24 protein-coding genes are annotated in these 25,475 nt (G+C 54.3%); 15 read left to right on the forward strand and 9 right to left on the reverse strand.

Annotated features, from left to right (window positions below):
• Window positions 1-49: 49 nt before the first annotated feature.
• On the reverse strand, window positions 50-2,479 hold the full coding sequence (hrpB, locus tag WFN75_RS12610) for an ATP-dependent helicase HrpB (protein WP_336996271.1): 2,430 nt from the start codon (window positions 2,477-2,479) through the stop codon (window positions 50-52).
• Window positions 2,480-2,552: 73 nt separating this feature from the next.
• Between hrpB and thpR the strand changes: the two genes are divergently transcribed.
• The 9 genes from thpR (at window position 2,553) to panD (ending at window position 9,568) form a co-directional block, all read left to right on the forward strand.
• Window positions 2,553-3,083: an RNA 2',3'-cyclic phosphodiesterase gene (gene thpR, locus WFN75_RS12615; RefSeq protein ID WP_040077114.1), complete on the forward strand. Its 531-nt coding sequence runs from the start codon at window positions 2,553-2,555 to the stop codon at window positions 3,081-3,083.
• A 12-nt stretch (window positions 3,084-3,095) separates the two neighbouring features.
• Complete coding sequence (gene sfsA / locus WFN75_RS12620; RefSeq protein ID WP_212477181.1) at window positions 3,096-3,800, forward strand: DNA/RNA nuclease SfsA; 705 nt, start codon at window positions 3,096-3,098, stop codon at window positions 3,798-3,800.
• Window positions 3,801-3,975: 175 nt separating this feature from the next.
• Complete coding sequence (gene dksA / locus WFN75_RS12625; protein ID WP_012016093.1) at window positions 3,976-4,431, forward strand: RNA polymerase-binding protein DksA; 456 nt, start codon at window positions 3,976-3,978, stop codon at window positions 4,429-4,431.
• A 71-nt stretch (window positions 4,432-4,502) separates the two neighbouring features.
• Window positions 4,503-5,393: a tRNA glutamyl-Q(34) synthetase GluQRS gene (gene gluQRS, locus WFN75_RS12630; protein ID WP_046884962.1), complete on the forward strand. Its 891-nt coding sequence runs from the start codon at window positions 4,503-4,505 to the stop codon at window positions 5,391-5,393.
• 54 nt (window positions 5,394-5,447) lie between these two features.
• A complete protein-coding gene (gene pcnB, locus WFN75_RS12635) occupies window positions 5,448-6,845 on the forward strand; it encodes a polynucleotide adenylyltransferase PcnB (protein WP_207293808.1) in 1,398 nt (465 codons plus the stop codon).
• On the forward strand, window positions 6,842-7,321 hold the full coding sequence (gene folK, locus WFN75_RS12640) for a 2-amino-4-hydroxy-6-hydroxymethyldihydropteridine diphosphokinase (RefSeq protein ID WP_046884963.1): 480 nt from the start codon (window positions 6,842-6,844) through the stop codon (window positions 7,319-7,321). The genes pcnB and folK overlap by 4 nt, the downstream gene beginning before the upstream one ends.
• A 122-nt stretch (window positions 7,322-7,443) precedes the next feature.
• The gene (gene panB, locus WFN75_RS12645) at window positions 7,444-8,235 is read left to right on the forward strand and encodes a 3-methyl-2-oxobutanoate hydroxymethyltransferase (RefSeq protein ID WP_040077119.1); all 792 of its coding nucleotides are present in this window, start codon (window positions 7,444-7,446) and stop codon (window positions 8,233-8,235) included.
• Between the two features lie 11 nt (window positions 8,236-8,246).
• On the forward strand, window positions 8,247-9,101 hold the full coding sequence (panC, locus tag WFN75_RS12650) for a pantoate--beta-alanine ligase (protein WP_040077120.1): 855 nt from the start codon (window positions 8,247-8,249) through the stop codon (window positions 9,099-9,101).
• A gap of 86 nt (window positions 9,102-9,187) precedes the next feature.
• Window positions 9,188-9,568: an aspartate 1-decarboxylase gene (gene panD / locus WFN75_RS12655; protein WP_039030334.1), complete on the forward strand. Its 381-nt coding sequence runs from the start codon at window positions 9,188-9,190 to the stop codon at window positions 9,566-9,568.
• 3 nt (window positions 9,569-9,571) lie between these two features.
• Here the strand turns inward: panD and WFN75_RS12660 are convergent, their stop codons facing one another.
• The 4 genes from WFN75_RS12660 to WFN75_RS12675 form a co-directional block, all read right to left on the reverse strand.
• The gene (locus WFN75_RS12660) at window positions 9,572-10,819 is read right to left on the reverse strand and encodes a polysaccharide deacetylase family protein (RefSeq protein ID WP_336996272.1); all 1,248 of its coding nucleotides are present in this window, start codon (window positions 10,817-10,819) and stop codon (window positions 9,572-9,574) included.
• Between the two features lie 63 nt (window positions 10,820-10,882).
• Window positions 10,883-11,323, reverse strand: a complete 441-nt coding sequence (locus tag WFN75_RS12665; RefSeq protein WP_040077123.1) for a PTS sugar transporter subunit IIA — start codon at window positions 11,321-11,323, stop codon at window positions 10,883-10,885.
• Window positions 11,324-11,436: 113 nt separating this feature from the next.
• Window positions 11,437-12,207 (reverse strand): ABC transporter permease, encoded by a 771-nt coding sequence (locus WFN75_RS12670; protein ID WP_040077124.1) that lies wholly within the window; start codon window positions 12,205-12,207, stop codon window positions 11,437-11,439.
• Window positions 12,204-13,130 (reverse strand): ABC transporter ATP-binding protein, encoded by a 927-nt coding sequence (locus WFN75_RS12675; RefSeq protein WP_040077125.1) that lies wholly within the window; start codon window positions 13,128-13,130, stop codon window positions 12,204-12,206. The genes WFN75_RS12670 and WFN75_RS12675 overlap by 4 nt, the downstream gene beginning before the upstream one ends.
• Before the next feature lie 107 nt (window positions 13,131-13,237).
• On the opposite strand from WFN75_RS12675, the gene can reads away from it, so the two are divergent.
• The gene (gene can, locus WFN75_RS12680) at window positions 13,238-13,900 is read left to right on the forward strand and encodes a carbonate dehydratase (RefSeq protein ID WP_040077126.1); all 663 of its coding nucleotides are present in this window, start codon (window positions 13,238-13,240) and stop codon (window positions 13,898-13,900) included.
• A gap of 66 nt (window positions 13,901-13,966) precedes the next feature.
• Here the strand turns inward: can and hpt are convergent, their stop codons facing one another.
• Window positions 13,967-14,503: a hypoxanthine phosphoribosyltransferase gene (gene hpt, locus WFN75_RS12685; protein WP_046884965.1), complete on the reverse strand. Its 537-nt coding sequence runs from the start codon at window positions 14,501-14,503 to the stop codon at window positions 13,967-13,969.
• A 207-nt stretch (window positions 14,504-14,710) separates the two neighbouring features.
• On the opposite strand from hpt, the gene WFN75_RS12690 reads away from it, so the two are divergent.
• The gene (locus WFN75_RS12690; RefSeq protein ID WP_336996273.1) at window positions 14,711-17,101 is read left to right on the forward strand and encodes a glucose/quinate/shikimate family membrane-bound PQQ-dependent dehydrogenase; all 2,391 of its coding nucleotides are present in this window, start codon (window positions 14,711-14,713) and stop codon (window positions 17,099-17,101) included.
• A 279-nt stretch (window positions 17,102-17,380) separates the two neighbouring features.
• On the opposite strand, the gene cueO is transcribed toward WFN75_RS12690, so the two are convergent.
• Window positions 17,381-18,940: a multicopper oxidase CueO gene (cueO, locus tag WFN75_RS12695; protein WP_336996274.1), complete on the reverse strand. Its 1,560-nt coding sequence runs from the start codon at window positions 18,938-18,940 to the stop codon at window positions 17,381-17,383.
• Window positions 18,941-19,085: 145 nt separating this feature from the next.
• On the opposite strand from cueO, the gene WFN75_RS12700 reads away from it, so the two are divergent.
• From WFN75_RS12700 to speD, 3 genes are all read left to right on the forward strand, one after another.
• On the forward strand, window positions 19,086-19,433 hold the full coding sequence (locus WFN75_RS12700) for a YacC family pilotin-like protein (RefSeq protein ID WP_040078596.1): 348 nt from the start codon (window positions 19,086-19,088) through the stop codon (window positions 19,431-19,433).
• Between the two features lie 106 nt (window positions 19,434-19,539).
• Entirely contained in the window at window positions 19,540-20,409 is an 870-nt protein-coding gene (gene speE, locus WFN75_RS12705) for a polyamine aminopropyltransferase (protein ID WP_212477191.1), read from the forward strand.
• A 1-nt stretch (window position 20,410) separates the two neighbouring features.
• Entirely contained in the window at window positions 20,411-21,205 is a 795-nt protein-coding gene (speD, locus tag WFN75_RS12710; protein WP_040077131.1) for an adenosylmethionine decarboxylase, read from the forward strand.
• Window positions 21,206-21,236: 31 nt separating this feature from the next.
• Here speD and yacL read toward each other — a convergent pair whose 3' ends face one another.
• Window positions 21,237-21,599, reverse strand: a complete 363-nt coding sequence (gene yacL, locus WFN75_RS12715; RefSeq protein WP_040077132.1) for a protein YacL — start codon at window positions 21,597-21,599, stop codon at window positions 21,237-21,239.
• Between the two features lie 373 nt (window positions 21,600-21,972).
• Here yacL and WFN75_RS12720 point away from each other — a divergent pair, with 373 nt between their 5' ends.
• On the forward strand, window positions 21,973-22,821 hold the full coding sequence (locus WFN75_RS12720) for an HNH endonuclease (RefSeq protein WP_336996275.1): 849 nt from the start codon (window positions 21,973-21,975) through the stop codon (window positions 22,819-22,821).
• A gap of 49 nt (window positions 22,822-22,870) precedes the next feature.
• On the opposite strand, the gene acnB is transcribed toward WFN75_RS12720, so the two are convergent.
• Window positions 22,871-25,468 (reverse strand): bifunctional aconitate hydratase 2/2-methylisocitrate dehydratase, encoded by a 2,598-nt coding sequence (gene acnB / locus WFN75_RS12725; RefSeq protein ID WP_286783704.1) that lies wholly within the window; start codon window positions 25,466-25,468, stop codon window positions 22,871-22,873.
• Between the last annotated feature and the right edge of the window lie 7 nt (window positions 25,469-25,475).

The raw sequence follows: 25,475 nt of genomic DNA on the forward strand, positions 1-25,475 counted from the left end.
TCTGTTCTTAATCCCGAAGGAGAAAGAAGAAATCTCTCAAATATAATGACTACGAATATTTCTTCGTCCGTCGTGTCGGTGCCGCGTTCGCCGGATCGTCCGGCCAGACATGTTTAGGGTAACGCCCCTTCATCTCTTTTTGCACCTCACGGTAGCTTCCTGCCCAGAATGCGCTCAGATCGCGGGTGATCTGCAGCGGACGCTGCGCCGGTGAAAGCAGCTCCAGTACCAGCGGGACACGCCCCTGCGCAATTGCCGGGGTAGTGGCTTCACCGAACATCTCCTGCATTCGCACGGCCAGCACGGGTGGATTATCTTCATGATAACGAATGGCTATCCGGCTTCCGGTTGGCACAGTGTAATGCTCTGGCAGCTCAGTATCCAGCCGTTGACGTAATGACCAGTCGGTCAGATTCTGTAACGCTGCCTTAACATCCAACGCTTTCAGGGCGCGCAAAGAGTGTACGCCACCCATTTGCGGCAGTAACCAGTTTTCGAGGTTGGCCAGCAGCGAGGCATCATCTACGGCAGGCCAGTCATATTCCGGCAACCAGCGAGCCGCACACAGCAGACGAAGACGAAATTGTTCGGCCTGCGGACTCCAGGTCAATACCTCCAGCCCCTTATCGCGGATGCCGTTCAGCATCGCCTGGTGCAACTCCTCTTCAGAAGGTTTAGCCAGCGGCTTTACGCTCAGGGTCAGGCGGCCGATTTGCGCCCGACGCAGCGCTTTTAGCGTGCCCTGTGTCTCGTCCCACTCAATGGTATCGGACTGCTCAACCAGTTGCGGGCAGCGGCTGACCAGCGCCTCGATATCTACGGCCACGGCCTGCAGGATGCGGGCGTCTGGCGACTGGCTGCCCTGTAATAAGAGTGGCGCAATGAGCCACTCATGCCGCGTTAACCCGTCTTCACGATCCAGCATCGCCCCCATGCCGTTCGCCAGCTGGTAACGGCCTTCCAGCCCGCGACGACGCGCCAGGCGATCCGGAAAGGCCTTGGCCAGCAGCGCTGGGATCCTGGCAGCATCGGGCGATCCGCCGTTGCTGTTCAAACGCTTCATCAGCGTTTTAGCGCGCTGCTGCCAGCCTGGCTGATGGCGAGAAAATGCCAGCGCCAGATCGCTATTCCCTCCGCGCGGTGGCTCCTCAAGAATAGCCGCCAGTTTCGCCGCCGTGGCGATTTCATCGTCGCCCTTTGCCCCAGCCAGCATTACAGCCAGCCGCGGGTCATTGCCCAGCGCCGCCATTTTCTGGCCAAAGGCGGTGAGCCGCTCGCCTGCCATCGCCCCAAGCTGGGTAAGCAAGCGCCGTGCGGCAAGCAGGTTGACGGCTGGGGGGTGATCCAGCCAGCAGAGCTGGGTCGGATCCTGACACCCCCACTGCAATAGCTCCAGCAGCAGGCCACTCAGATCGCTTTGCAGGATCTCCGGCGTGGCTTGCGCCGCCGCGCGTTCTGCCTGCTCAAATGGGATCAGATGCAGGCAGATGCCCGGCTCCAGACGACCGGCGCGACCTGCGCGCTGGGTCATCGACGCCTGACTGATACGCTGGGTGATAAGCTTTGTTAGCCCGGTGCGCGGATCGAACTGAGCTACGCGCTCCTGGGCGGTGTCGACCACCAGACGGATCCCTTCAATGGTCAGGCTGGTTTCGGCAATATTGGTGGCCAGCACCACTTTACGCATCCCCTGCGCAGGCGGCAGGATCGCTTTACGCTGCTCGGCGAGGGTTAAGGCGCCGTAGAGTGGACAAAGCAGCACATCGCTTCCCACCCGGGAGGCGAGATGTTCCTGCACGCGCTGAATCTCTCGGGTGCCGGGCAAAAATAGCAACACGGACCCGCTCTCCTGACGCAGCAGCTCCGCGGTGGCGACGGCGACGGCCTCGTCGAAGCGAAGTTGCGCGGAAAGCGCCTGATAGCGGCGTTCCACCGGAAAGGTGCGTCCTTCAGAAGTGATAACCGGCGCATCCGGTAATAGCCCTTGCAGACGATCGTTATCCAGCGTCGCCGACATGATCAACAATTTCAGATCGTCGCGCAGCCCCTGCTGCACATCCAGCAGTAGCGCCAGCGCCAGATCGGCCTGCAGGCTGCGTTCGTGATACTCGTCAAGGATCACCAGACCGATGCCCGTCAGCTCAGGATCCTGCTGCAGCATACGGGTGAGGATCCCTTCGGTCACCACCTCCAACCGGGTGGCGTCACTGACGCAACTCTCGGCGCGCATTCGATACCCTACCGTCTCGCCCGGCTTCTCGCCCAAAAGTTCGGCCAGACGTTGCGCCACGTTACGGGCAGCGAGCCGTCTTGGCTCCAGCAGTATGATTTTGCCCCGAATGAGTCCCTGGTTGAGGATTTGTAGCGGTAGCCACGTCGACTTACCTGCGCCAGTAGGGGCATTGAGCAATATCTGCGGCGCGTGTTGTAAGGCGGTGAGAAGTTCAGGAAGGACTGCGGCGACCGGCAACGAGGACACGTTTGGCTCCAGAGGGTTAACATTAGCGGGCGTACATTGTAGCATCGCCTCAAACCATAACCGAGCACCCCGAATGTCTGAGACGAAAAGGCTTTTTTTCGCCATTGAACTGCCCGCCCCGCTGCAGCGTAAGATTGTGCGCTGGCGCGCCGAGAATTTCGTACCTGAGGCAGGACGTCCGGTGCAGGCAGCGAATCTGCACTTGACGCTGGCTTTCCTCGGCGAGGTGAGCGATGAAAAGCGGCAGGCGCTGGCAGCCATGGCGGGTCGTATTCGCCAGCCGGGGTTTACCCTGCAGCTTGACGATGCCGGACAGTGGCTGCGTTCCCGCGTCGTCTGGCTGGGCACTCGCCAGCCGCCGCGTGGTTTATTACAACTTGCCAGTATGTTGCGGGCGCAGGCTGCACGCAGCGGCTGTTATCAAAGCCCCCAGCCATTTCATCCGCATATCACTCTGCTGCGCGATGCCAGCCACGCGGTAGCCATTCCGCCTCCGGGGTTTTCCTGGCACTTTCCGGTCACAGATTTCGTACTTTATGAGAGCGTGTTCGCCCGCGGGCGCACCCGCTATACGCCGCTTCAGCGCTGGACGCTGAACGAGTAATAAGGAATTTACATGCAGTTTATCCCGGCCTTACAACCCGCTATCCTGGTTCAGCGCTACAAACGCTTTCTTGCCGATGTGGTCACGCCTGAGGGGGAGACCCTCACCCTGCACTGCCCGAATACCGGCGCGATGACCGGTTGCGCCACGCCGGGCGATACCGTCTGGTACTCCACCTCGCTTAATGCTAAACGCAAATATCCGCATACCTGGGAAATTACCCAAACCACGCAGGGGGCGTTTATATGCGTCAATACGCTACGGGCAAACCAGCTGGTAAAAGAGGCGATCGCCCTTGATATGCTTGCCGAACTGCGTGGCTACAGCAGCATCAAAAGTGAAGTGAAGTATGGCGCAGAGGGCAGCAGAATTGACTTTATGTTACAGGCAGAGGATCGCCCCGAGTGCTATATTGAAGTGAAATCAGTGACGTTAGCTGACCAAGATAACGGCTATTTTCCGGACGCGGTGACCCTGCGCGGTCAAAAGCATCTCCGGGAGTTGATAAGTGTAGCGGCGGCGGGCAAACGCGCCGTGTTGCTGTTTGCGGTTTTACACTCAGCAATTGAACGATTTTCACCTGCCCGCCATATTGACCCCAAATACGCGCAACTGTTGAATGAGGCACAAAAGCAGGGGGTGGAGGTTTTCGCTTATAAAGCGGAACTTTCTGCCGATAATATGACTCTGAGATCGGCTCTTCCCGTTACGTTTTAAGGGGCTAGTCGATTGACTATTAAGTATTCTGGTCGTGTGCGCAAATACGCTTTTCCTCACAGGCTTGTCAAGTGTTACGTTTAGATAATTGCCATCCGGAAAAGCATCTGCTATTTATAGCGGCCTGATTTTTCCCCCAACCGGGGATCGATAGTGCGTGTTAAGGAGAAGCAACATGCAAGAAGGGCAAAACCGTAAAACATCGTCCCTGAGTATTCTCGCCATCGCTGGGGTGGAGCCGTATCAAGAGAAGCCGGGCGAAGAGTATATGAACGAAGCCCAGCTGTCGCACTTCAAGCGAATCCTTGAAGCATGGCGTAATCAACTTAGGGATGAAGTGGATCGCACCGTTACACATATGCAGGACGAAGCTGCAAACTTCCCGGATCCGGTAGACCGTGCCGCTCAGGAAGAAGAGTTCAGCCTCGAGCTGCGTAACCGTGACCGCGAACGCAAACTGATTAAAAAGATCGAGAAAACGCTGAAAAAAGTCGAAGACGAAGATTTCGGCTTTTGCGAATCCTGTGGTGTCGAAATCGGCATTCGTCGACTGGAAGCGCGTCCTACAGCCGACCTGTGCATCGACTGCAAAACACTGGCAGAGATCCGCGAAAAACAGATGGCGGGTTAATCCCCGCTCTGTCAGCACGTTCACAAAGGCGGGAGTCTCTCCCGCCTTGTTACTTTTAGTCTCCCGGTACCATGCCTGAATCTGACTATATTGGCCGCTTTGCCCCCTCGCCTTCGGGTGAGCTGCATTTCGGTTCCCTTATTGCTGCCCTCGGCAGCTATCTGCAAGCGCGAGCCCGCCGCGGTATCTGGCGTGTGCGGATTGAAGATATCGACCCCCCGCGTGAAGTTCCCGGTGCGGCAGAGACCATTCTGCGTCAGCTGGAACATTACGGCCTGCACTGGGATGGCGACATCCTTTGGCAATCTCAGCGCCATGAAGCCTACCGTGAACGCCTGGCCTGGCTACGCGAGCAAGGTTTTTCATACTATTGCACCTGCACCCGCGCCCGTATTCAGAGCGTGGGCGGCGTGTATGATGGCCATTGTCGTACCCTGAATAATGGCCCCGAAAACGCTGCCGTTCGATTAATGCAGCACCACCCTGTGACCCAGTTTCATGATGGTCTGCTTGGCGAAATCCACGCAGACGCGCGGCTGGCGCGCGAAGATTTTATCGTACATCGTCGTGACGGGTTGTTTGCTTATAACCTGGCGGTGGTGGTCGATGATCATTTCCAGGGCGTGACGGAAATTGTGCGCGGTGCCGATCTGATTGAACCCACCGTGCGCCAGATTTCGCTCTATCAGCAGTTCGGCTGGGCGATCCCTGATTATGTCCATCTGCCGTTAGCATTGAATCGCGAAGGGTTAAAGTTATCAAAGCAGAACCATGCCCCGGCATTGCCGAAAGGCGATCCTCGCCCTGTGCTTATCAATGCTTTACAATTTCTAAACCAAGATGTAACACATGAGTGGCAGGATTTGCGAACCGAAGAATTGCTGCAAAAAGCCATTGAAGGCTGGACGCTAAATAGCGTGCCGAAAATCCAGCATTCTCAAACGCGTCTCGCTGAGCTATGATTAGCCGCTATTTTTTTGTCCTGAAGCCTGACACACACACTACCGAGGTGCACTATTTTTACCCGAGTCGCTAATTTTTGCCGTAAGGTGCTAAGCCGCGATGAGAGCATGGCGGACGACGTCATTGCTCAACACTCTATGTCGGTTATTCCGCGCGAGCAGCATGCTATTTCCCGCAAAGATATCAGTGAAAATGCCCTCAAGGTACTTTATCGCCTGAATAAAGCGGGTTACGAAGCTTATCTCGTAGGGGGTGGCGTGCGCGATCTGCTGCTTGGCAAAAAACCAAAAGATTTCGACGTGACCACCAGTGCCACGCCGGAGCAGGTGCGTAAATTATTCCGTAACTGCCGGCTGGTAGGTCGTCGCTTCCGTCTCGCCCACGTCATGTTTGGGCCTGAAATCATTGAAGTCGCCACCTTCCGTGGGCACCACGAAGGCACGCCAACTGACCGCACGACCTCCCAGCGCGGCCAGAACGGTATGCTGCTGCGTGACAATATCTTCGGCAATATCGAAGAAGATGCCCAGCGCCGCGACTTTACCATCAACAGCCTTTACTACAGCGTGGCGGACTTTACCGTTCGCGATTACGTCGGCGGTATGCAGGATCTGAAAGAGGGAATGATTCGCCTGATCGGCAATCCTGAAACCCGCTATCGAGAAGATCCGGTGCGCATGCTGCGCGCGGTACGTTTCGCCGCTAAGCTCGGAATGCGTATCAGCCCGGAAACCGCCGAGCCGATCCCACGTCTGGCAACGCTTATCAACGATGTGCCGCCGGCACGTCTGTTTGAAGAGGCATTGAAACTGCTGCAGGCAGGCTACGGCTTCGAAACCTATAAGCTGCTGCGTGAATACAGCCTGTTCCAGCCGCTGTTCCCAATCATTACCCGCAACTTCACCGAGCAGGGTGATAGCGCCATGGAGCGCATCATCAATCAGGTGCTGAAGAATACCGACACCCGCATTCACAGCGATATGCGCGTTAACCCGGCCTTCCTCTTTGCGGCGATGTTCTGGTACCCGCTGCTGGAAACGGCGCAGAAAATTGCGCAGGAGAGCGGTCTCGCCTATTACGACGCCTTTGCGCTGGCAACGAACGACGTGCTGGACGAAGCCTGCCGTTCGCTGGCCATTCCAAAACGCATTACCACCCTTATCCGTGATATCTGGCAGCTCCAGCTGCGTATGTCACGCCGCCAGGGTAAACGCGCCTGGAAGCTGATGGAACATCCAAAATTCCGCGCGGCTTACGATCTGCTGGCCCTGCGTGCCGAGGCTGAGAATAACCACGAGCTGCAGCGTCTGGCGCAGTGGTGGGGTGAGTTCCAGGTCTCTGCGCCGCCGGAGCAGAAAGATATGTTGACCGACCTGGGTGACGATCCGGAACCCCGCCGCCGTCATCGCCGTCCGCGTAAGCGTGCTCCGCGTCGCGAAGGGGCAGCATGACCCTGGCGTATATCGCCATCGGCAGCAATCTGGCCTCTCCGCTGGAGCAGGTTAATGCTGCCGTTCAGGCGCTGGGCGACATCCCGCAAAGTCGTATTGTCGCCCTTTCCGCTTTCTACCGTACACCTCCGCTTGGCCCGCAGGATCAGCCCGATTATCTCAATGCCGCTGTTGCGCTGGAGACCGCGCTCAGCCCCGACGCGTTGCTCGACCACACCCAGCGCATTGAGTTACAGCAAGGCCGCGTGCGTAAAGCCGAACGCTGGGGACCCCGCACCCTGGATCTGGATATCATGCTGTTTGGGGATGCGGTGATTGCCACCGAACGTCTGACCGTGCCGCATTACGATATGAAAAATCGCGGGTTTATGCTCTGGCCGCTGGCTGAAATCGCCCCGCAGTTAACCTTTCCGGACGGTGAGTCCCTTACCGCCCTGCTGCAACGGCTGAACGCCGAAAAACCCGCACGCTGGTAGCCGTCTTTCTTTGTCGATTAACCATGAATAATTTATGGTTAATCGCTTAGCTAAAATCATTGTTCCCCCGAATCTTACTGTTAGAATGCGCAAAGATTTGCTTTGGGCTATCAGGAAACAGTATGAAACCAACCACCATCTCCGCATTGCAGAAATGCAAACAGGAAAAGCAGCGCTTCGCGACCATCACCGCCTATGACTACAGCTTCGCCAAACTCTTCGCCGAAGAGGGCATCAACGTCATGCTGGTGGGCGATTCGTTAGGGATGACAGTCCAGGGACATGATTCAACTCTGCCGGTAACGGTTGAAGATATTGCTTATCACACTCGCGCCGTGCGCCGTGGTGCTCCGGCTTGCTTGCTGCTCTCTGACCTGCCGTTTATGGCTTATGCGACGCCGGAGCAGGCCTTTGAAAACGCAGCAACCGTGATGCGTGCCGGGGCGAATATGGTCAAAATTGAAGGTGGTGCCTGGCTTATCGATACCATCAAAATGCTCACCGACCGTGCCGTACCTGTCTGTGGTCATCTGGGGCTTACGCCGCAGTCGGTCAATATCTTTGGCGGCTATAAAGTGCAGGGGCGCGGCGACGCAGCCCAGACGTTGTTCGACGACGCGAAAGCCATCGAAGCCGCGGGCGCACAGCTGCTGGTACTTGAATGCGTGCCGGTTGAACTGGCGAAACGTATTACCGATGCGCTCTCTATCCCCGTTATCGGGATTGGCGCGGGCAATGTGACCGACGGCCAGATCCTGGTGATGCACGACGCCTTCGGTATTACCGGCGGTCACATTCCAAAATTTGCAAAGAATTTCCTCAGTGAAGCGGGCGACATGCGCGCCGCAGTCAGGCAGTATATTACCGAGGTTGAATCCGGTGTTTACCCGGCTGAAGAACACAGTTTCCATTAAGGAGTCTCGTTGTGCTAATCATTGAAACCCTGCCGCTGCTCCGTCAGCACATCCGTCGTCTGCGTCAGGAAGGTAAACGTATCGCGCTGGTGCCTACAATGGGCAACCTGCACGACGGGCATATGAAGCTGGTAGACGAAGCCAAAGCCCGCGCCGATGTGGTGGTGGTGAGTATCTTCGTGAACCCGATGCAGTTCGACCGCGTCGACGACCTGGCGCGGTATCCGCGTACGTTGCAGGAGGATTGCGAGAAGCTGAATAAGCGTCACGTTGATTTGGTCTTCGCTCCGGCACCGAACGAAGTCTGGCCGAAAGGGACCGAGGAGACCACCTACGTCGACGTCCCTGGCATCTCCACAATGCTCGAAGGTGCCAGCCGCCCTGGCCACTTCCGCGGGGTCTCTACTGTCGTCAGTAAGCTTTTTAATCTGGTCCAGCCGGATATCGCCTGCTTTGGTGAGAAAGATTTCCAGCAGCTGGCGCTGATTCGCAAGATGGTTGACGATCTGGGTTACGACATCGAGATTGTCGGCGTGCCAATTGTGCGCGCGAAAGATGGCCTGGCCCTGAGTTCACGCAATGGTTACCTCACCGCAGACCAGCGTAAACTGGCACCGGGTCTGTATAAAGTTATGAGCGACATGGTCGAGCAGCTGCAGCAAAAAGCATTGAGCAGCGAAGAGATTATTGCCATCGCTGAGCAGGCATTGAATGACAAGGGCTTTCGCGCGGATGATATCCAGATTCGGGATGCCGATACGCTATTGGCGCTTTCGACAACCAGCAAACGCGCAGTCATTCTGGTTGCCGCCTGGCTGGGTCAGGCGCGGCTGATTGATAACACAGTAGTTGAACTGGCTCAGTAATGGCTGAGCCGATAGAGAGCTAACGGATTAGTTACCCCTCCCGCTTATTGATCGGCGGGTTACGACAGAGAGTAAAGGTAAACGTAATGATTCGCAAAATGCTGCAAGGTAAGCTGCACCGTGTCAAAGTCACCCAGGCCGACCTGCACTATGAAGGCTCCTGCGCGATCGATCAGGATTTTCTCGATGCGGCGGGTATTCTTGAAAACGAAGCCATTGATATCTGGAACGTGAGCAACGGCAACCGTTTCTCCACCTATGCCATTGCGGCTGAACGGGGTTCTAAAATCATCTCCGTTAACGGTGCCGCTGCGCACTGCGCTAACGTCGGTGATATTGTCATTATCGCCAGCTTTGTCATGATGTCCGATGAAGAAGCGCGCCGCTGGCAGCCTAAAGTCGCCTATTTCGAAGGCGACAACGAAATGAAACGTACCGCGAAGGCTATCCCGGTCCAGGTTGCCTGAGTATTACCCCTGCGGCTGATTACTGATCAGCCGCGACATCGTCTCCAGGGAGTCCGTCCTGAGAATATATAACCGTTTGAGTAAAAATGGATTATCCCCCGGCTTCACCTTTCCTTTCACCGTTGTCACTGCCAGATGAAAACCGGCGTCGTTCGCTGCTTTCACCGCTTTATCGTTATAACCACCAAACGGATACGAGAGGTACAACACGTGCGGGTTGAACTGCGCCAGCGCCCGCCGTGAGTGTTTAAAGTCCATCACAATATTATGGTAACTGCGGCTCAGCAGAATCGGATGATGATAGCCATCTACCCGATGCAGAAAATGGGTATGTGACTGGAAATCAAACACCGACTGAATTTCACGTAACTCGGAGAGGCTCATAAACTGCAGCGCTTTGGGATCCCACTTCTGCGGATGGCGTTTAATACGCGACGAGATAATAAACGCGGTGGCGTTGAACCCGTACGCTTTCAGAATGGGGTAAGCATAGCGACTCACCGATTTTAAACCGTCGTCAAACGTAATCACTACTGCCTTCGCGGGCAGGTTAATCTTGTTACGGACATACCCTTCCAGCTGATAGAGGTTCAGCGTGGTGTAGCCCTGATCGCGCAGCCACGCCATCTGGTTATTAAACGCACGTACGCTGGTCGTGGTGGAGGTATGGCGAAAACGGGTGTTCTCTTCATCACGCAAAATGTGGTGATAAGTGAGTACCGGCAGGCCGTTATCTTCCTGCGCATCCAGGCTACTGACCCACGCCAGGCGATTACCGATACGAATCTGGAACCAGGTCTGGTTTAAACGATCTTTCAGCTTGCTCTGAATGGGATAACGCAGGTTATTTGCCAGAGTGCCAAAGGGGGCGCTGCCGGCATTTGGCGCGTTATAAACCGGGGTGTCTTTCCAGGTGATCAGATTCTGATTACTGAGGGGTTTATTCAGATCGCCGAGGCTGTCTTCTACGCGCTGCTTCCCCTGCACCTCTTCCAGATGGCCTTTATCAATAAAACCGGTGCCGAAGCCAAAGCGGAATTCAAAGTAATCGGCCGCGGTAGGCACGACGGCCAGAATCTGTCCGGCGCGAATATTGCCGACGTTAATCACCCCGTTGCCGACCTGCGCCCAAATCGCCGCATCTTCGGTGGTTTGCATATAGCGGGTGGGAAGCCCTTGCTGGCTTAACAGGCTGGCGGTCGCGCCACCTGAGAGCAGCAGCAATAACAGAAGAATAATTCGCGAGAACATAAGAGCTTAATCGGGAGCTAAAAACTGGCGTCATTGTAACAAAAGCGACGCTGATACCAATGATTAATGTTTGTACGGGTCGTTTAGCAGGACAAAGGGGGGATTTTTTTGCTGCTGATGCCAGAGGCTGCTAACAAGCGGCGCACCCTGGGCCACGATGCGATCGCGAAAGGTCGCACTGTCCAGGGATTCACGCAGTGGATACATCGCCTCCAGAAGCGGATAGCTGATCCCGGTGATCACTTCACAGTTGCGGTGTTTATGGCTGAGCAGTGCCGCTGCGCGATACGGCGCGGCGCCGGTGATATCGGTCAGGAAGATGACACCCTCTCCGCTGTCGGTATGGTGTAGCGCATCGCACATCATGCGGCTCAGCATGTTAGTGCTCAGACCACGCCAAAAGTTGACCGCCTGGCACTGCACCAGCGGTCCAAAGCTGGCCGTCAGCTGATCCAATAGAGCCTGCCCTTGTTCATCATGGCATGTGATTACCCAACCCAGCATACAATTCTCCTTTTGCAGAGGCGTAGTGTAGCGGCAGCCGGGATTTGCGGGGGTGATGACCGTCAAAAAACCGTATCTCATGACCCGGCGGCGGGCGCCGCCGGGCAGGAAGGTTAGGTACGCAGGCCACGTCCCCGTTGAATCAGGGTGTAGCAGAGCAGATAAAACGCCACGATAAAGATCGCCAGCACGCCCACTGTCGTCACCAACGGCACATCAGAGATGCCGAGGAAACCGAAGCGGAAACCGCTAATCATGTAGACGATGGGGTTCAGGTGTGACAGCGCCTGCCAGAACGGCGGCAGCAGCGTCAGCGAGTAGAACACCCCGCCGAGGTAGGTCAGCGGCGTCAGCACGAACGTGGGGATCAGGCTGATATCATCAAAGGTTTTCGCAAAGACAGCATTGAGCAGGCCTGCCAGCGAGAAGAGTACTGCCGTTAACAGCAGCGTCAGCCCGACAAACAACCAGGAGTGTACCTGGAACGGCACAAAGAACAGTGAAATTGCCGTTACCAGTACCCCTACGCATAAGCCACGCGCTACCCCGCCTCCTACGTAACCAGCGATGATCACATGCGTCGGTACCGGTGCCACCAGCAACTCTTCAATGTTGCGCTGGAACTTGGCGCTGAAGAACGACGATGCCACGTTGGCGTAGGCGTTGGTGATCACCGCCATCATAATCAGACCAGGCACGATGAACTGCATGTAAGTAAAGCCGTGCATCTCACCAATTCGCGACCCAATCAGATTGCCGAAGATGATGAAATAGAGGGTCATGGTGATCACCGGCGGCACCAGCGTCTGGATCCAGATACGCATAAAGCGGTTGATCTCTTTGGCCCAGATACTCTTCAGCGCCACCCAGTAAAGCTGCATCATGCGCTTTCTCCTTGTTTCTGATGGACCAGCGAGACGAACAGCTCTTCCAGTCGGTTGGCTTTGTTACGCATACTCAACACCTGAATTCCCTGGGCACTCAGCTGACTAAATACGCTATTAATTCCCTGCTCACGCAGAACTTCCACTTCAAGCGTGGACGTATCCACCAGCCGGTATTGATAGCCTTCCAGCTTCGGCAGCGCGCTTTTCGCCGCCAGATCGAGAATAAAGGTCTCTGACTTCAGCTTTGAGAGCAGATTTTTCATAGAGGTGTTTTCCACCAGCTCGCCATGCTGAATGATGCCGATATTACGGCACAGCATCTCCGCCTCTTCGAGGTAGTGAGTTGTCAGAATAATGGTGGTGCCTTTGTCGTTCAGATCTTTCAGGAACCCCCACATGGAACGACGCAGCTCGATATCGACACCCGCGGTCGGTTCATCAAGTATCAGCAGCTTTGGCTCGTGCATCAGCGCACGGGCAATCATCAGACGGCGCTTCATACCGCCGGAGAGCATCCGTGCACGCTCATTGCGCTTTTCCCACAGGTCGAGCTGTTTCAGGTATTTTTCGCTACGCTCAACGGCATCTTTGCGCTCAACCCCGTAATAGCCTGCCTGGTTTACGACGATCTGCTGTACGGTCTCGAACGGGTTGAAGTTGAACTCCTGCGGCACCAACCCCAGTTGACGCTTGGCATTGACGACATCTTTTTCCAGGTCGTAGCCGAAGACGCTGACCCGGCCAGAGGTTTTATTAACCAGTGAGCTGATAATGCCGATAGTGGTGGATTTTCCTGCCCCGTTAGGCCCCAGAAGCGCGTAAAAATCACCGGCCTCCACCTTCAGATCTATACCACGGAGCGCCTGAACGCCGCCGGGATAGGTTTTCTTAAGCTGTTCAAGCTCCAGTGCAATCGTCATGGATTAGACTTACCTTAAGTTCTTTCACATCGAGTGTGGTTTTAAAAAAAATCACGTTGCCCTATATTAGCGCAACGCACTCACTTGGTTACAGGCCGTTAACCGCCATGAAAGACATAGATACACTCATCAGCAATAATGCACTATGGTCAAAAATGCTGGTGGAAGAGGATCCCGGCTTTTTCGAAACGCTGGCGCAGGCGCAGAAACCGCGCTTTTTATGGATAGGGTGTTCTGACAGCCGCGTTCCTGCTGAGCGGCTCACCGGCCTTGAACCCGGCGAACTTTTTGTCCACCGTAACGTCGCCAATCTGGTCATCCATACCGACCTTAACTGTCTCTCTGTCGTGCAATATGCCGTCGATGTTCTGGAAGTCGAACATATCATTATTTGTGGCCACTACGGCTGCGGCGGCGTTCAGGCGGCGGTTGAAAACACAGAACTGGGGCTGATTGACAACTGGCTGCTGCACATCCGAGATATCTGGTTCAAACATAGCTCACTGCTGGGAGAAATGCCGCAGGAGCGCCGCCTCGATACCCTGTGTGAACTCAACGTCATGGAGCAGGTGTACAACCTGGGCCACTCAACAATCATGCAGTCAGCGTGGAAGCGCGGGCAAAAGGTGACCATTCACGGCCTGGCGTACGGAATCCATGATGGCTTACTGCGCAATCTGGAAGTGACCGCTACCAACCGCGAGACGCTGGAGCAACGCTATCGTTCCGGGATTGCCAACCTGAGACAGAAGCACGTTAATCACAAGTAAACGCCCTAAAAACAAAACGGCAACCTCAGTGTTGCCGTTTGTCTCTTACGGATCTCATCCAGCCGATCACTCGTCCAGCAGCACCACTTTGCCGATGTAAGGCAGATGGCGATAACGCTGAGCGTAGTCGATACCGTAGCCCACAACGAACTCATCCGGGATAGAGAAACCGATATACTCTACCGGCACGTCCACTTCACGACGGGTCGGTTTATCCAGCAGGGTACAGATGGCGAGGGATTTCGGCCCACGCAGGCTCAGGATTTCGCGCACTTTGGAGAGCGTGTTGCCAGAGTCGATGATGTCCTCAACGATCAGTACATCTTTACCGCGAATATCCTCATCCAGATCTTTGAGGATTTTCACATCGCGGGTTGTCGACATGCCGCTGCCATAGCTGGAGGCGGTCATAAAATCGACTTCATGGGATACCTGGACTTCACGGCACAGGTCGGCCATAAACATGAAGGAACCGCGTAACAGCCCCACCAGCACCATATCAGAACCGCTGTCTTTATAATGCGCGGTAATTTCACGGCCCAGCTCGGCGATACGCGCTTTGATCTCCGCTTCCGGGATCATCACTTCAACAGTATGTTTCATATTACTAACCGTTTGATTGTAAAACACATCTCTCAATGCGGATGAACCTGCGTCCGTCATCGATTCACAAGCGGGCCATTATAACAGCAAATGGATAGCCCTGGCGCATGAGATATAAAAAGCAAAATTTGTGATTCCGATCACACTTGTTAATACCTATAATTAATTGCTAGCAAATAATTAACAAAACTGACGAGTACATCTTCTATGGCTGAAACAAAATCTCAACAGCCCCGTCTACTGGTGACATTAACGGCGGTGTTCGCAGCTTTCTGCGCGCTGTATCTGTTAATCGGTGGCGTCTGGCTGGTCGCAATTGGCGGCTCCTGGTACTACCCGATCGCGGGTCTGGTTATGGTTGGCGTAACCGTCCTGCTGTGGCGTAGAAAGCAATCAGCACTGTGGCTGTATGCCGCCCTGCTCCTTGCAACAATGATTTGGGGCGTCTGGGAAGTCGGTTTCGATTTCTGGGCACTGACCCCGCGCAGTGACATCCTGGTCTTCTTTGGCATCTGGCTGATCCTGCCATTCGTCTGGCGTCGTCTTTGGGTGCCGTCCAGCGGTGCCGTTGCGGCGCTGGTCGTGGCGCTGTTAATCAGCGGTGGCATCCTGACATGGGCGGGTTTTAACGATCCTCAGGAAGTCAAAGGCACCCTGAGCAACGAATCGACGCCTGCCGCAGCGATTTCGCAGGTGGCTGATGGCGACTGGCCGGCTTACGGGCGTAACCAGGAAGGTCAGCGTTACTCTCCGCTAAAACAGATCAACGCCGATAACGTTAAAGATCTGAAAGAAGCCTGGGTCTTCCGTACTGGCGACCTGAAAATGCCTAACGATCCGGGCGAACTGACCAACGAAGTGACACCAATCAAAGTGGGCAACATGCTCTACCTGTGTACGGCGCACCAGCGTCTGTTCGCGCTAGACGCGGCCACCGGTAAAGAGAAATGGCACTTCGATCCACAGCTGAACTCCAACCCGTCGTTCCAGCACGTTACCTGCCGCGGTGTCTCTTACCACGAAGCGCGTGCCGATAATGCCAGCCCGGAAGTCATTGCCGACTGTCCGCGCCGTATTATGCTGCCGGTCAACGATGGTCGTCTGTTTGCCATCAACGCCGAAACGGGCAAGCTGTGTGAAACCTTCGCTAACAAGGGTATCCTGAATCTGCAGACCAACATGCCGGATACCACGCCGGGTCTGTATGAGCCGACCTCTCCACCAATCATCACCGATAAAACCATCGTGATTGCCGGTTCGGTAACGGATAACTTCTCTACCCGCGAAACCTCGGGCGTTATCCGTGGTTTTGACGTGAATACCGGTAAACTGCTGTGGGCCTTCGACCCGGGCGCGAAAGATCCAAACGCGATCCCGTCAGACGAACACACCTTTACCTTTAACTCGCCAAACTCCTGGGCCCCTGCCGCGTATGACGCGAAGCTGGACCTGGTCTACCTGCCAATGGGCGTGTCCACGCCGGATATCTGGGGCGGCAATCGTACGCCGGAGCAAGAGCGCTACGCGAGCGCCATCGTGGCGCTGAACGCGACCACCGGTAAGCTGGCGTGGAGCTATCAGACCGTTCACCACGATCTGTGGGATATGGATATGCCGTCCCAGCCGACGCTGGCGGACATTACCGTTAACGGTAAAACCGTTCCGGTGATCTACGCTCCGGCGAAAACCGGCAACATCTTCGTGCTGGATCGCAGCAACGGTAAGCTGGTCGTCCCTGCTCCGGAAAAACCGGTTCCACAGGGCGCAGCCAAAGGCGACTACGTCAGCAAAACGCAGCCGTTCTCTGACCTGAGCTTCCGTCCGAAGAAAGACCTCAGCGGTGCAGACATGTGGGGTGCCACCATGTTTGACCAGCTGGTGTGCCGCGTGATGTTCCATCAGCTGCGCTATGAAGGTATCTTCACTCCGCCGTCTGAACAGGGCACGCTCGTCTTCCCGGGTAACCTGGGGATGTTCGAATGGGGCGGGATCTCCGTTGACCCTAACCGTCAGGTGGCAATTGCTAACCCGATGGCGCTGCCGTTTGTCTCGAAACTGATTCCGCGCGGCCCGGGCAACCCAATGGAGCAGCCGAAAGATGCGAAAGGCAGCGGTACCGAAGCCGGTATTCAGCCGCAGTATGGCGTGCCGTATGGCGTGACGCTGAACCCGTTCCTCTCTCCGTTTGGCCTGCCGTGTAAACAGCCTGCCTGGGGTTACATCTCTGCACTGGATCTGAAAACCAATCAGGTTGTCTGGAAAAAACGTATTGGTACGCCACAGGACAGCATGCCGTTCCCGATGCCGGTTCCTGTGCCGTTCAATATGGGTATGCCAATGCTGGGTGGCCCAATCTCTACCGCCGGTAACGTGCTGTTCATTGCCGCAACCGCAGATAACTACCTGCGTGCGTACAACATGACCAACGGTGAGAAGCTGTGGCAAGGCCGTCTGCCAGCGGGTGGACAAGCCACGCCGATGACCTATGAAGTGAATGGCAAGCAGTATGTTGTCATCTCTGCAGGTGGTCACGGTTCGTTTGGTACGAAGATGGGCGACTACATTGTTGCTTATGCCCTGCCGGACGACAAAAAGTAAAAGCAAAACGGCAACTTCGGTTGCCGTTTTTAGTGTTTGTCCCCTCTCCCCGTGGGAGAGGGCCAGGGTGAGGGCATCAGGCCGCACCGGGTAAAAGCAAAACGGCAACTTCGGTTGCCGTTTTTTGTGTTTGTCCCCTCTCCGCATGGGAGAGGGCCCGGGTGAGGGCATCAGGCCGCACCGAATAAAAGCAAAACGGCAACCTCGGTTGCCGTTTTTTGTGTTTGTCCCCTCTCCCCCTGGGAGAGGGCCAGGGTGAGGGCATCAGTCAGCTCAAAGCTAAACCGTGAACCCCAGCATCATTCCCGTATCTTCATGTTCCAGCAGATGACAGTGCGCCATATAAGCAAACGCCTTCGGCGCGTCGTGATCAAACTTCACCACCACCTCGCTCACGCCCCCTTCTACCTTCACGGTATCTTTCCAGCCTGAACGATGCGCGGCAGGCGCGTTGCCGTTTTCCGAGAGAATGCGGAACTGGGTACCGTGGATGTGGAACGGGTGCAGCATCATGTCCCCCTCGCCGGAGATGAACCAGCGTTCATACTGCCCTTTGGTCGCCGCGAACATCGGGGTGTTCATATCGAAAGCTTTGCCGTTGATCATATTGGCATTGTGCAAATCGAATCCATGCCCGCCGTGGTTCATGCCGCCCATCTTGCCGTGATCCATATTCATATGGCCTTCCATCTGCCCGTGCTGCATACCGGACATTGCCTGATGGCCATAGCGCTTCATCAGGGCCTGCATGCCCATCATATCGAGCATCGGGTCCATCGAAAGCTGCAGCTTACGCTCTGTAAGCCCCTCCAGCGCGGGTAACGCCGGCAGGCTGGCCAGTTTATCGGGTAGCGTGCCGGAGGCCGCCACCAGGAGCGGCTGGACGCGCAATACCGGATGCGGCTTATCAAATGGCGCAACGGCCATCCCCATCTGGCTGACCGGCAGGGTCACCAGGTCAAATGCCTTACCGTCGCTGATATCCACCAACACCTCAAAGCGCTCGCCCATCAGCATCGGCAGCTCGCTTACCTTAACCGGCTCCGGCAGCAGACCGCCGTCGCTCGCCACCACATACAGCGGGCGCTTGTCGCTGGTAGCAAAGTTGAGGGAGCGGGCGTTACACCCGTTGAGCAGGCGCAGACGCAGCCAGCCTTTGGGTGCGCTGTGCTGAGGATAAATCGCACCGTTGGTTAACAGCGTGTCGCCAAACCAGCCTACGGCTGCGCTCATCACGTCGAGCTGATAATCGATCTGCCCGTCGGCAGTAAACTTCTTGTCCTGCACAATCACTGGCACATCATCAATGCCCCACTGCTTCGGCAGACGCAGCAATCGGCTTTCATCGTCTTCAATCAGCACCAGCCCGGCTAATCCCATCGCCACCTGATGGCCGGTTTTGCCGTGCTGATGGGGATGAAACCAGCAGGTTGCCGCACGCTGTTGCGGCGTAAAAGAGACCGTGCGCTGACCGCCTGGTTTGATAACCCCCTGCGGCCCACCATCCACCTCGCCGGGCACTTCCAGTCCGTGCCAGTGAAGCGTGGTCTCCTGAGCGAGGGTATTGTGAATATTAACGGTAACAGCTTTACCCTGGCGCAGCTGGAGTGCCGGGCCGAGCAGATTACCGTTATAGCCCCATGTGGTGGCCTGATGTGGGCCAAAGGTGGTTTTCCCCTGCTGGACGACCAGACGGATTTGATTTCGTGCATCGGGAGCGATTAAGTCAGGGATAGGCAAAGCGGGCCTGTCGGCGGCAAATACCGCACGACTCCAGAGCGGAAGCGCGCTGGCGACACCCAGCGCAGCAGAATATTTTAAAAAATCACGGCGTTGCATGTTCATTTCCTTAATTCCAGCAGACGGGTATCAGAGCATAAACCCTCCCCTTAGCGGAAGGTCAATAAGTGCAGACAGAATAAAGATCGTCGCACCGGCGGGAAGTGTGCTAACGTTGAATTTCCGTGACGTATTGGTAGAAGCAATGAAGACGTTTTTCCGCACAATTCTGTTCAGCAGCCTTATGATTAGTTGCGCAAATAGCTATGCGCTGAGTGAAAATGAAGCCGAAGATATGGCGGATCTGACGGCAGTGTTTGTGTTTCTGAAAAACGATTGCGGCTACCAGAATTTACCCAACGGACAGATTCGTCGTGCTTTAGTCTTTTTTGCCCAGCAAAACCAGTGGGATCTCAGCAACTACGATAGCTTTGACATGAAGGCGCTCGGTGAAGACAGCTACCGCGATCTCAGCGGCATCGGCATTCCTACCGCGAAAAAATGCAAAGCGCTGGCCCGCGACTCGTTGAGTCTTCTTGCCTACGTAAAGTAACCTTTCTGACGCCTCCTTGTTGAAATTATGGCCGTGCAACCCCCGGGGTTGTTAGCTATGATGTTGCGCCTGGTTTTCTCGGGTGTTAACAAAGGAGGTATCACCAATGACCAAAAATGCGCTGTGGCATGAAACGCTGCACGATCACTTTGGGCAGTACTTTGCCGTTGATAACGTGCTGTATCATGAAAAGACCGATCATCAGGATCTGATTATCTTCGAGAACACGGCTTTTGGCCGCGTGATGGCGCTGGATGGCGTTGTACAAACCACCGAACGTGATGAATTCATCTATCACGAAATGATGACCCACGTCCCGCTGTTGGCTCACGGCCACGCCAAACATGTGCTGATCATCGGCGGCGGCGACGGTGCGATGCTGCGAGAGGTCTCGCGTCATAAGTCGATTGAAAGCATCACCATGGTGGAAATTGATGCCGGCGTGGTCTCCTTCTGTCGCCAGTATTTACCCAACCACAACGCGGGCAGTTACGACGATCCGCGCTTTAGCCTGGTCATCGATGATGGGGTTAACTTTGTTAATCAGACCACGCAAACCTTTGACGTGATCATCTCCGACTGTACCGACCCTATCGGCCCCGGTGAGAGCCTGTTTACCTCAGCATTTTATGAGGGCTGCAAGCGCTGCCTGAAACCTGGCGGCATCTTTGTTGCCCAGAATGGCGTCTGCTTCCTGCAGCAGGACGAAGCCCTCGATAGCCACCGCAAATTGAGCAATTACTTTGCCGATGTGAGCTTCTACCAGGCGGCGATTCCGACCTACTACGGCGGCGTGATGACGTTTGCCTGGGCCACGGATAACGAAGCCCTGCGCCACCTCTCCACTGAAATTATCCAGGCGCGCTTCCATCAGGCGAATCTGACCTGCCGCTACTATAATCCCGCGGTTCATACCGCAGCATTCGCACTACCACAATATCTGAAAGACGCACTGACATCTAAGGGGGTGAGCTAAATTGAAAAAGCTTAAACTGCATGGCTTTAACAACCTGACCAAAAGCCTGAGTTTTTGTATCTACGATATCTGCTATGCAAAGACAGCGGAAGAGCGCGATGGTTATATCGCCTATATCGATGAACTCTACAACGCCAACCGCCTGACTGAAATCTTGTCAGAAACCTGCTCAATTATCGGCGCCAATATCCTGAACGTTGCACGCCAGGATTATGAACCGCAAGGCGCCAGCGTGACCATTCTGGTCAGCGAAGAGCCGATCGATCCCAAGCTCATTGACCAGACTGAACACCCAGGTCCGCTACCTGAAACGGTGGTGGCTCACCTCGATAAAAGCCATATCTGCGTACATACCTATCCGGAAAGCCACCCTGAAGGCGGCCTTTGCACGTTCCGCGCCGATATTGAAGTCTCGACCTGCGGGGTGATTTCACCATTAAAAGCGCTGAATTACCTGATTCATCAACTTGAATCCGATATTGTGACCGTCGACTATCGCGTACGTGGTTTTACGCGTGATATCAATGGGATGAAGCACTTTATCGATCATGAAATAAACTCGATTCAGAACTTCATGTCCGAAGATATGAAAGCGCTGTACGACATGGTGGACGTGAACGTTTACCAGGAAAATATCTTCCATACCAAAATGTTGCTAAAGGATTTCGACCTTAAGCACTACATGTTCCATACCAAACCGGAAGATTTAAGCGAAGAAGAGCGTAAGGTCATTACCGACCTGCTCTGGAAAGAGATGCGCGAGATTTATTACGGCCGCAATATTCCGGCCGTATAAAAGGTACCGGGAGCAGGGATGCTCCGGTCCATTATTTCTGTTTCATAAAGTCGCGGTAAGCGGCCACCACCTGCAGGAAATCCTCTACGCCGCACAGCGACAGGCTCTCTTCGTCGTAGTAGTTCATCCCCTCTTCCATTTCGTCGCCGGAAAACTCCAGTTGATTAGCGCGAACCATCACCTCTTCGCCGTCCATCCACAGAGTATATTCATGCCCGGCGCGTTGCCATGAGCGCTCGCTCCCTTTCACGGTGCGTGCCGCCTGTTCCACTTCATCCAGCAGGGCAAGGTTCTCTTTCACTTCTTCATTGAACCAGTGCCCGACCACTTCGTGGCCCATCGACATGCGCACTTTCACCACACCGGTGATATCGCGCAGAAATTCGTAATCCATGGTGTTTTCCTCTGCAAAGCCATTAGGGTAATTATCGCAGCAGAGAGGAAGAAAAAAAGCGTGGAGGCATTAAAAAAGGAAAAATATATTCCGTTCTTAATCGAATTACTATCAACTATTTAACTTAAACATATTTTTCTAGTAAATTCCTTAATCATTGTAAAAAATTAATACCTCCTCAATTTAGTACACAACTCATTTTTAATAAATCCAAATCATTGAAAATTATCATTTAGTGCACACTATTATAACACAACCCAAAGTTTTCTTTATAACTTAAAAGTTTGACGGCTATGAAAATTGCAAATAAAATAAGAATGAATTTTTCTTGAAAAAATCATTTAGAATTTATTAACTTTACTCAGGAAAAAAAATGATACCGAGTCTAGAATTAAAAAAACCTTCACAATTATTAGCACTAACATCAAAAACAGTCATCTCTAAAAGAAACCTTTTTGATCTCATACAATTTTCCAAACAAAATCAGACTGAATATTTTGAAGGGGATGAGTGGAAGATTAACAATACTCCTCAGCAAGGAATCAACTGGATTGGAAACAATTTCGACTTAAAAGCTGTAATTATCAAAACAAGAAAGGGAAGCTATGCAGAAGATGGATGGCAGGACAATGAAAAAACTCTTTTTAGCTATTCATTTAAAGCTCAACAAGGCATTATCAATTACAATGATAAAGCCAATAAATCTCTTATAAATCAACCTATAGGTGGTTACCCCATTCTTCTCTTCAGCGAGAAATCAAGCAATTGGATTTTTGAAGGTCTTTTTACCATAATGAAAATGGATAAAAGATCCGTAGTTTTAAAGAAAATACATAATCTCCTCGAGTTAAGTAAAAACCAAGATATTATTCCAACTCCCTCAACCCAAAAAGATGTAACATATATAGAGGGCGAAAGAAAATTTGTCACACATCTTCTGGCTGAACGCAATGCACAAATAATTAAAGATTTAAAAAGTAAAATACCTTGGATATGTGACATCTGCAATTTAGAATTTATAAAGTTATATTCTAAAAATTATATAGAAGCGCACCATAAAAGACCGTTGCACACCTATCAAAACTCGCACACAGTTTCAATTGAAGATTTTGTTATGCTCTGCCCTAATTGTCATAAAGCAGTTCACATTTTATTACGCGAAGATAATTTAGAGTATGATTGCGCCAAGGATAAAATTTTATCCTTATTGAATAATGAGTAAGTTATAAATTAACCAGCAAACGGGGGGCAACATGCCCCCCTTTAATATTTTATACTGCCGTCTGGAAGATAACCCCGTCCGCTTTCTCGGTGTACTGAGAGAGCTGATCGAAGTTCAGATAGCGATAGGTATCAACAGCCGTCTTATCAACCTGAGCCACAAAGGTCTGGTACTCTTCCGGCGTTGGCAGCTTGCCAATCAGCGCCGCAACCGCCGCCAGCTCCGCGGAGGCCAGGAAGACGTTTGCACCGGTACCTAAACGGTTCGGGAAGTTACGGGTAGAGGTGGAGACCACCGTCGCACCGTCCGCCACGCGCGCCTGGTTACCCATGCACAGGGAGCAGCCAGGGATTTCGATACGCGCACCGCTCTTACCAAACACGCTGTAGTAGCCCTCTTCGGTCAGCTGAGCCGCGTCCATACGGGTTGGCGGTGCCACCCACAGGCGGGTTGGCAGCTGGCCTTTATGAGTATCCAGCAGCTTACCGGCAGCACGGAAGTGGCCGATGTTGGTCATGCACGAGCCGATGAACACCTCGTCGATCTTCTCACCCTGCACTGCAGAGAGTGGACGCGCATCGTCCGGATCGTTCGGTGCACAGAGGATCGGCTCTTTGATGTCAGCCAGATCGATGTCGATCACGGCCGCGTATTCTGCATCAGCGTCAGCTTCCAGCAGCTGCGGATCTGCCAGCCATTTTTCCATGCCCTGAATACGACGCTCCAGGGTACGACGATCGCCATAACCTTCGGCAATCATCCACTTCAGCAGGACGATGTTGGAGGTCAGATACTCTTCAATCGGCGCCTGGTTCAGCTTGATGGTACAGCCTGCAGCAGAACGCTCAGCGGAGGCATCGGTCAGTTCGAACGCCTGCTCCACTTTCAGATCCGGCAGACCTTCGATCTCCAGGATACGGCCAGAGAAGATGTTTTTCTTGCCCTTCTTCTCAACGGTCAGCAGGCCCTGTTTGATAGCGTACAGCGGGATGGCGTGAACCAGGTCGCGCAGAGTGATACCCGGCTGCATTTTGCCTTTGAAGCGCACGAGCACGGACTCCGGCATATCCAGTGGCATAACGCCGGTCGCAGCGGCGAAGGCCACCAGACCGGAGCCCGCCGGGAAGGAGATCCCGATTGGGAAACGGGTGTGGGAGTCACCGCCGGTACCCACGGTATCTGGCAACAGCATGCGGTTCAGCCAGGAGTGGATAACGCCATCGCCCGGACGCAGAGAGACGCCGCCACGGTTCATGATGAAGTCTGGCAGCGTGTGGTGCGTGGTCACATCAACCGGCTTCGGATAGGCCGCCGTGTGGCAGAAGGACTGCATCACCAGATCGGAAGAGAAGCCCAGGCACGCCAGGTCTTTCAGTTCGTCACGGGTCATTGGGCCGGTGGTATCCTGAGAACCGACAGAGGTCATCTTCGGTTCGCAGTACGCGCCCGGACGGACGCCCGCGACGCCGCACGCGCGGCCAACCATTTTCTGCGCCAGAGAGAAACCACGGCTGCTTTCAGCCACGTCTTTCGCCTGACGGAACACATCGCTGTGCGGCAGACCGAGCGCTTCACGCGCTTTGGTGGTCAGGCCACGGCCAATGATCAGCGGAATACGGCCACCGGCGCGGACTTCGTCAATCAGCACGTCGGTTTTCAGCGCGAAGCTGGCCAGCAGTTCGTTGGTTTCGTGGTTACGCACTTCGCCTTTGAACGGGTAAACGTCAATCACGTCGCCCATGTTCAGGTTAGAGACATCCACTTCGATCGGCAGCGCACCCGCATCTTCCATGGTGTTAAAGAAGATAGGGGCAATTTTGCCACCGAGGCACAGACCGCCGCCGCGTTTGTTCGGCACATGAGGGATATCATCGCCCATGAACCACAGCACGGAGTTGGTTGCCGATTTACGGGAAGAACCGGTACCCACAACGTCACCAACGTAGGCCAGCGGGAAACCTTTCTGCTGCAGGGCTTCGATCTGCTTGATCGGGCCCACGCTGCCAGGCTGATCCGGCTCGATACCTTCACGGGCGTTTTTCAGCATCGCCAGGGCGTGCAGAGGAATATCCGGGCGAGACCACGCATCCGGTGCCGGAGAGAGGTCATCGGTGTTAGTTTCACCGGTCACTTTGAAGACGGTAACGGTGATTTTTTCAGCCAGCGCAGGACGGTTCAGGAACCATTCGGCATCGGCCCAGGACTGCATCACCTGCTTCGCGTAGACGTTGCCCGCTTTCGCTTTCTCTTCTACATCGTAGAAGTTATCGAACATCAGCAGCGTTGAAGAGAGCGCTTTCGCGGCAATCGGTGCCAGCTTGTCGTTATCCAGCGCATCAATCAGCGGATGAATGTTATAGCCGCCCTGCATGGTGCCGAGCAGTTCAATCGCTTTTTCAGGAGTAACCAGGGGGGAGGTCGCATCGCCTTTAGCAATGGCGGCAAGGAATCCGGCTTTGACATAGGCAGCTTCATCTACGCCAGGCGGTACACGGTTGATCAACAGATCTAACAGGAATTCTTCTTCGCCCTTAGGCGGATTCTTCAGCAGCTCGACGAGCGCGGCCATTTGGGTTGCATCTAAAGGTTTGGGTACAATTCCCTCGGCGGCACGTTCTGCTACGTGCTTACGGTATTCTTCTAGCACGACGGTT

This window comes from Leclercia sp. UBA7405, from assembly GCF_037152215.1.
Lineage (GTDB): Bacteria > Pseudomonadota > Gammaproteobacteria > Enterobacterales > Enterobacteriaceae > Enterobacter > Enterobacter pneumoniae.

What these genes read in the sequence shown, in the direction of transcription:
- thpR (WP_040077114.1), top strand. Translation starts at nt 2,553, where the DNA reads ATGTCTGAGACGAAAAGGCTTTTTTTCGCCATTGAACTGCCCGCCCCG.
- sfsA (WP_212477181.1), top strand. Translation starts at nt 3,096, where the DNA reads ATGCAGTTTATCCCGGCCTTACAACCCGCTATCCTGGTTCAGCGCTAC.
- dksA (WP_012016093.1), top strand. Translation starts at nt 3,976, where the DNA reads ATGCAAGAAGGGCAAAACCGTAAAACATCGTCCCTGAGTATTCTCGCC.
- gluQRS (WP_046884962.1), top strand. Translation starts at nt 4,503, where the DNA reads ATGCCTGAATCTGACTATATTGGCCGCTTTGCCCCCTCGCCTTCGGGT.
- folK (WP_046884963.1), top strand. Translation starts at nt 6,842, where the DNA reads ATGACCCTGGCGTATATCGCCATCGGCAGCAATCTGGCCTCTCCGCTG.
- panB (WP_040077119.1), top strand. Translation starts at nt 7,444, where the DNA reads ATGAAACCAACCACCATCTCCGCATTGCAGAAATGCAAACAGGAAAAG.
- panD (WP_039030334.1), top strand. Translation starts at nt 9,188, where the DNA reads ATGATTCGCAAAATGCTGCAAGGTAAGCTGCACCGTGTCAAAGTCACC.
- WFN75_RS12660 (WP_336996272.1), bottom strand. Translation starts at nt 10,819, where the DNA reads ATGTTCTCGCGAATTATTCTTCTGTTATTGCTGCTGCTCTCAGGTGGC.
- WFN75_RS12665 (WP_040077123.1), bottom strand. Translation starts at nt 11,323, where the DNA reads ATGCTGGGTTGGGTAATCACATGCCATGATGAACAAGGGCAGGCTCTA.
- WFN75_RS12670 (WP_040077124.1), bottom strand. Translation starts at nt 12,207, where the DNA reads ATGATGCAGCTTTACTGGGTGGCGCTGAAGAGTATCTGGGCCAAAGAG.
- WFN75_RS12675 (WP_040077125.1), bottom strand. Translation starts at nt 13,130, where the DNA reads ATGACGATTGCACTGGAGCTTGAACAGCTTAAGAAAACCTATCCCGGC.
- can (WP_040077126.1), top strand. Translation starts at nt 13,238, where the DNA reads ATGAAAGACATAGATACACTCATCAGCAATAATGCACTATGGTCAAAA.
- hpt (WP_046884965.1), bottom strand. Translation starts at nt 14,503, where the DNA reads ATGAAACATACTGTTGAAGTGATGATCCCGGAAGCGGAGATCAAAGCG.
- WFN75_RS12690 (WP_336996273.1), top strand. Translation starts at nt 14,711, where the DNA reads ATGGCTGAAACAAAATCTCAACAGCCCCGTCTACTGGTGACATTAACG.
- cueO (WP_336996274.1), bottom strand. Translation starts at nt 18,940, where the DNA reads ATGCAACGCCGTGATTTTTTAAAATATTCTGCTGCGCTGGGTGTCGCC.
- WFN75_RS12700 (WP_040078596.1), top strand. Translation starts at nt 19,086, where the DNA reads ATGAAGACGTTTTTCCGCACAATTCTGTTCAGCAGCCTTATGATTAGT.
- speE (WP_212477191.1), top strand. Translation starts at nt 19,540, where the DNA reads ATGACCAAAAATGCGCTGTGGCATGAAACGCTGCACGATCACTTTGGG.
- yacL (WP_040077132.1), bottom strand. Translation starts at nt 21,599, where the DNA reads ATGGATTACGAATTTCTGCGCGATATCACCGGTGTGGTGAAAGTGCGC.
- WFN75_RS12720 (WP_336996275.1), top strand. Translation starts at nt 21,973, where the DNA reads ATGATACCGAGTCTAGAATTAAAAAAACCTTCACAATTATTAGCACTA.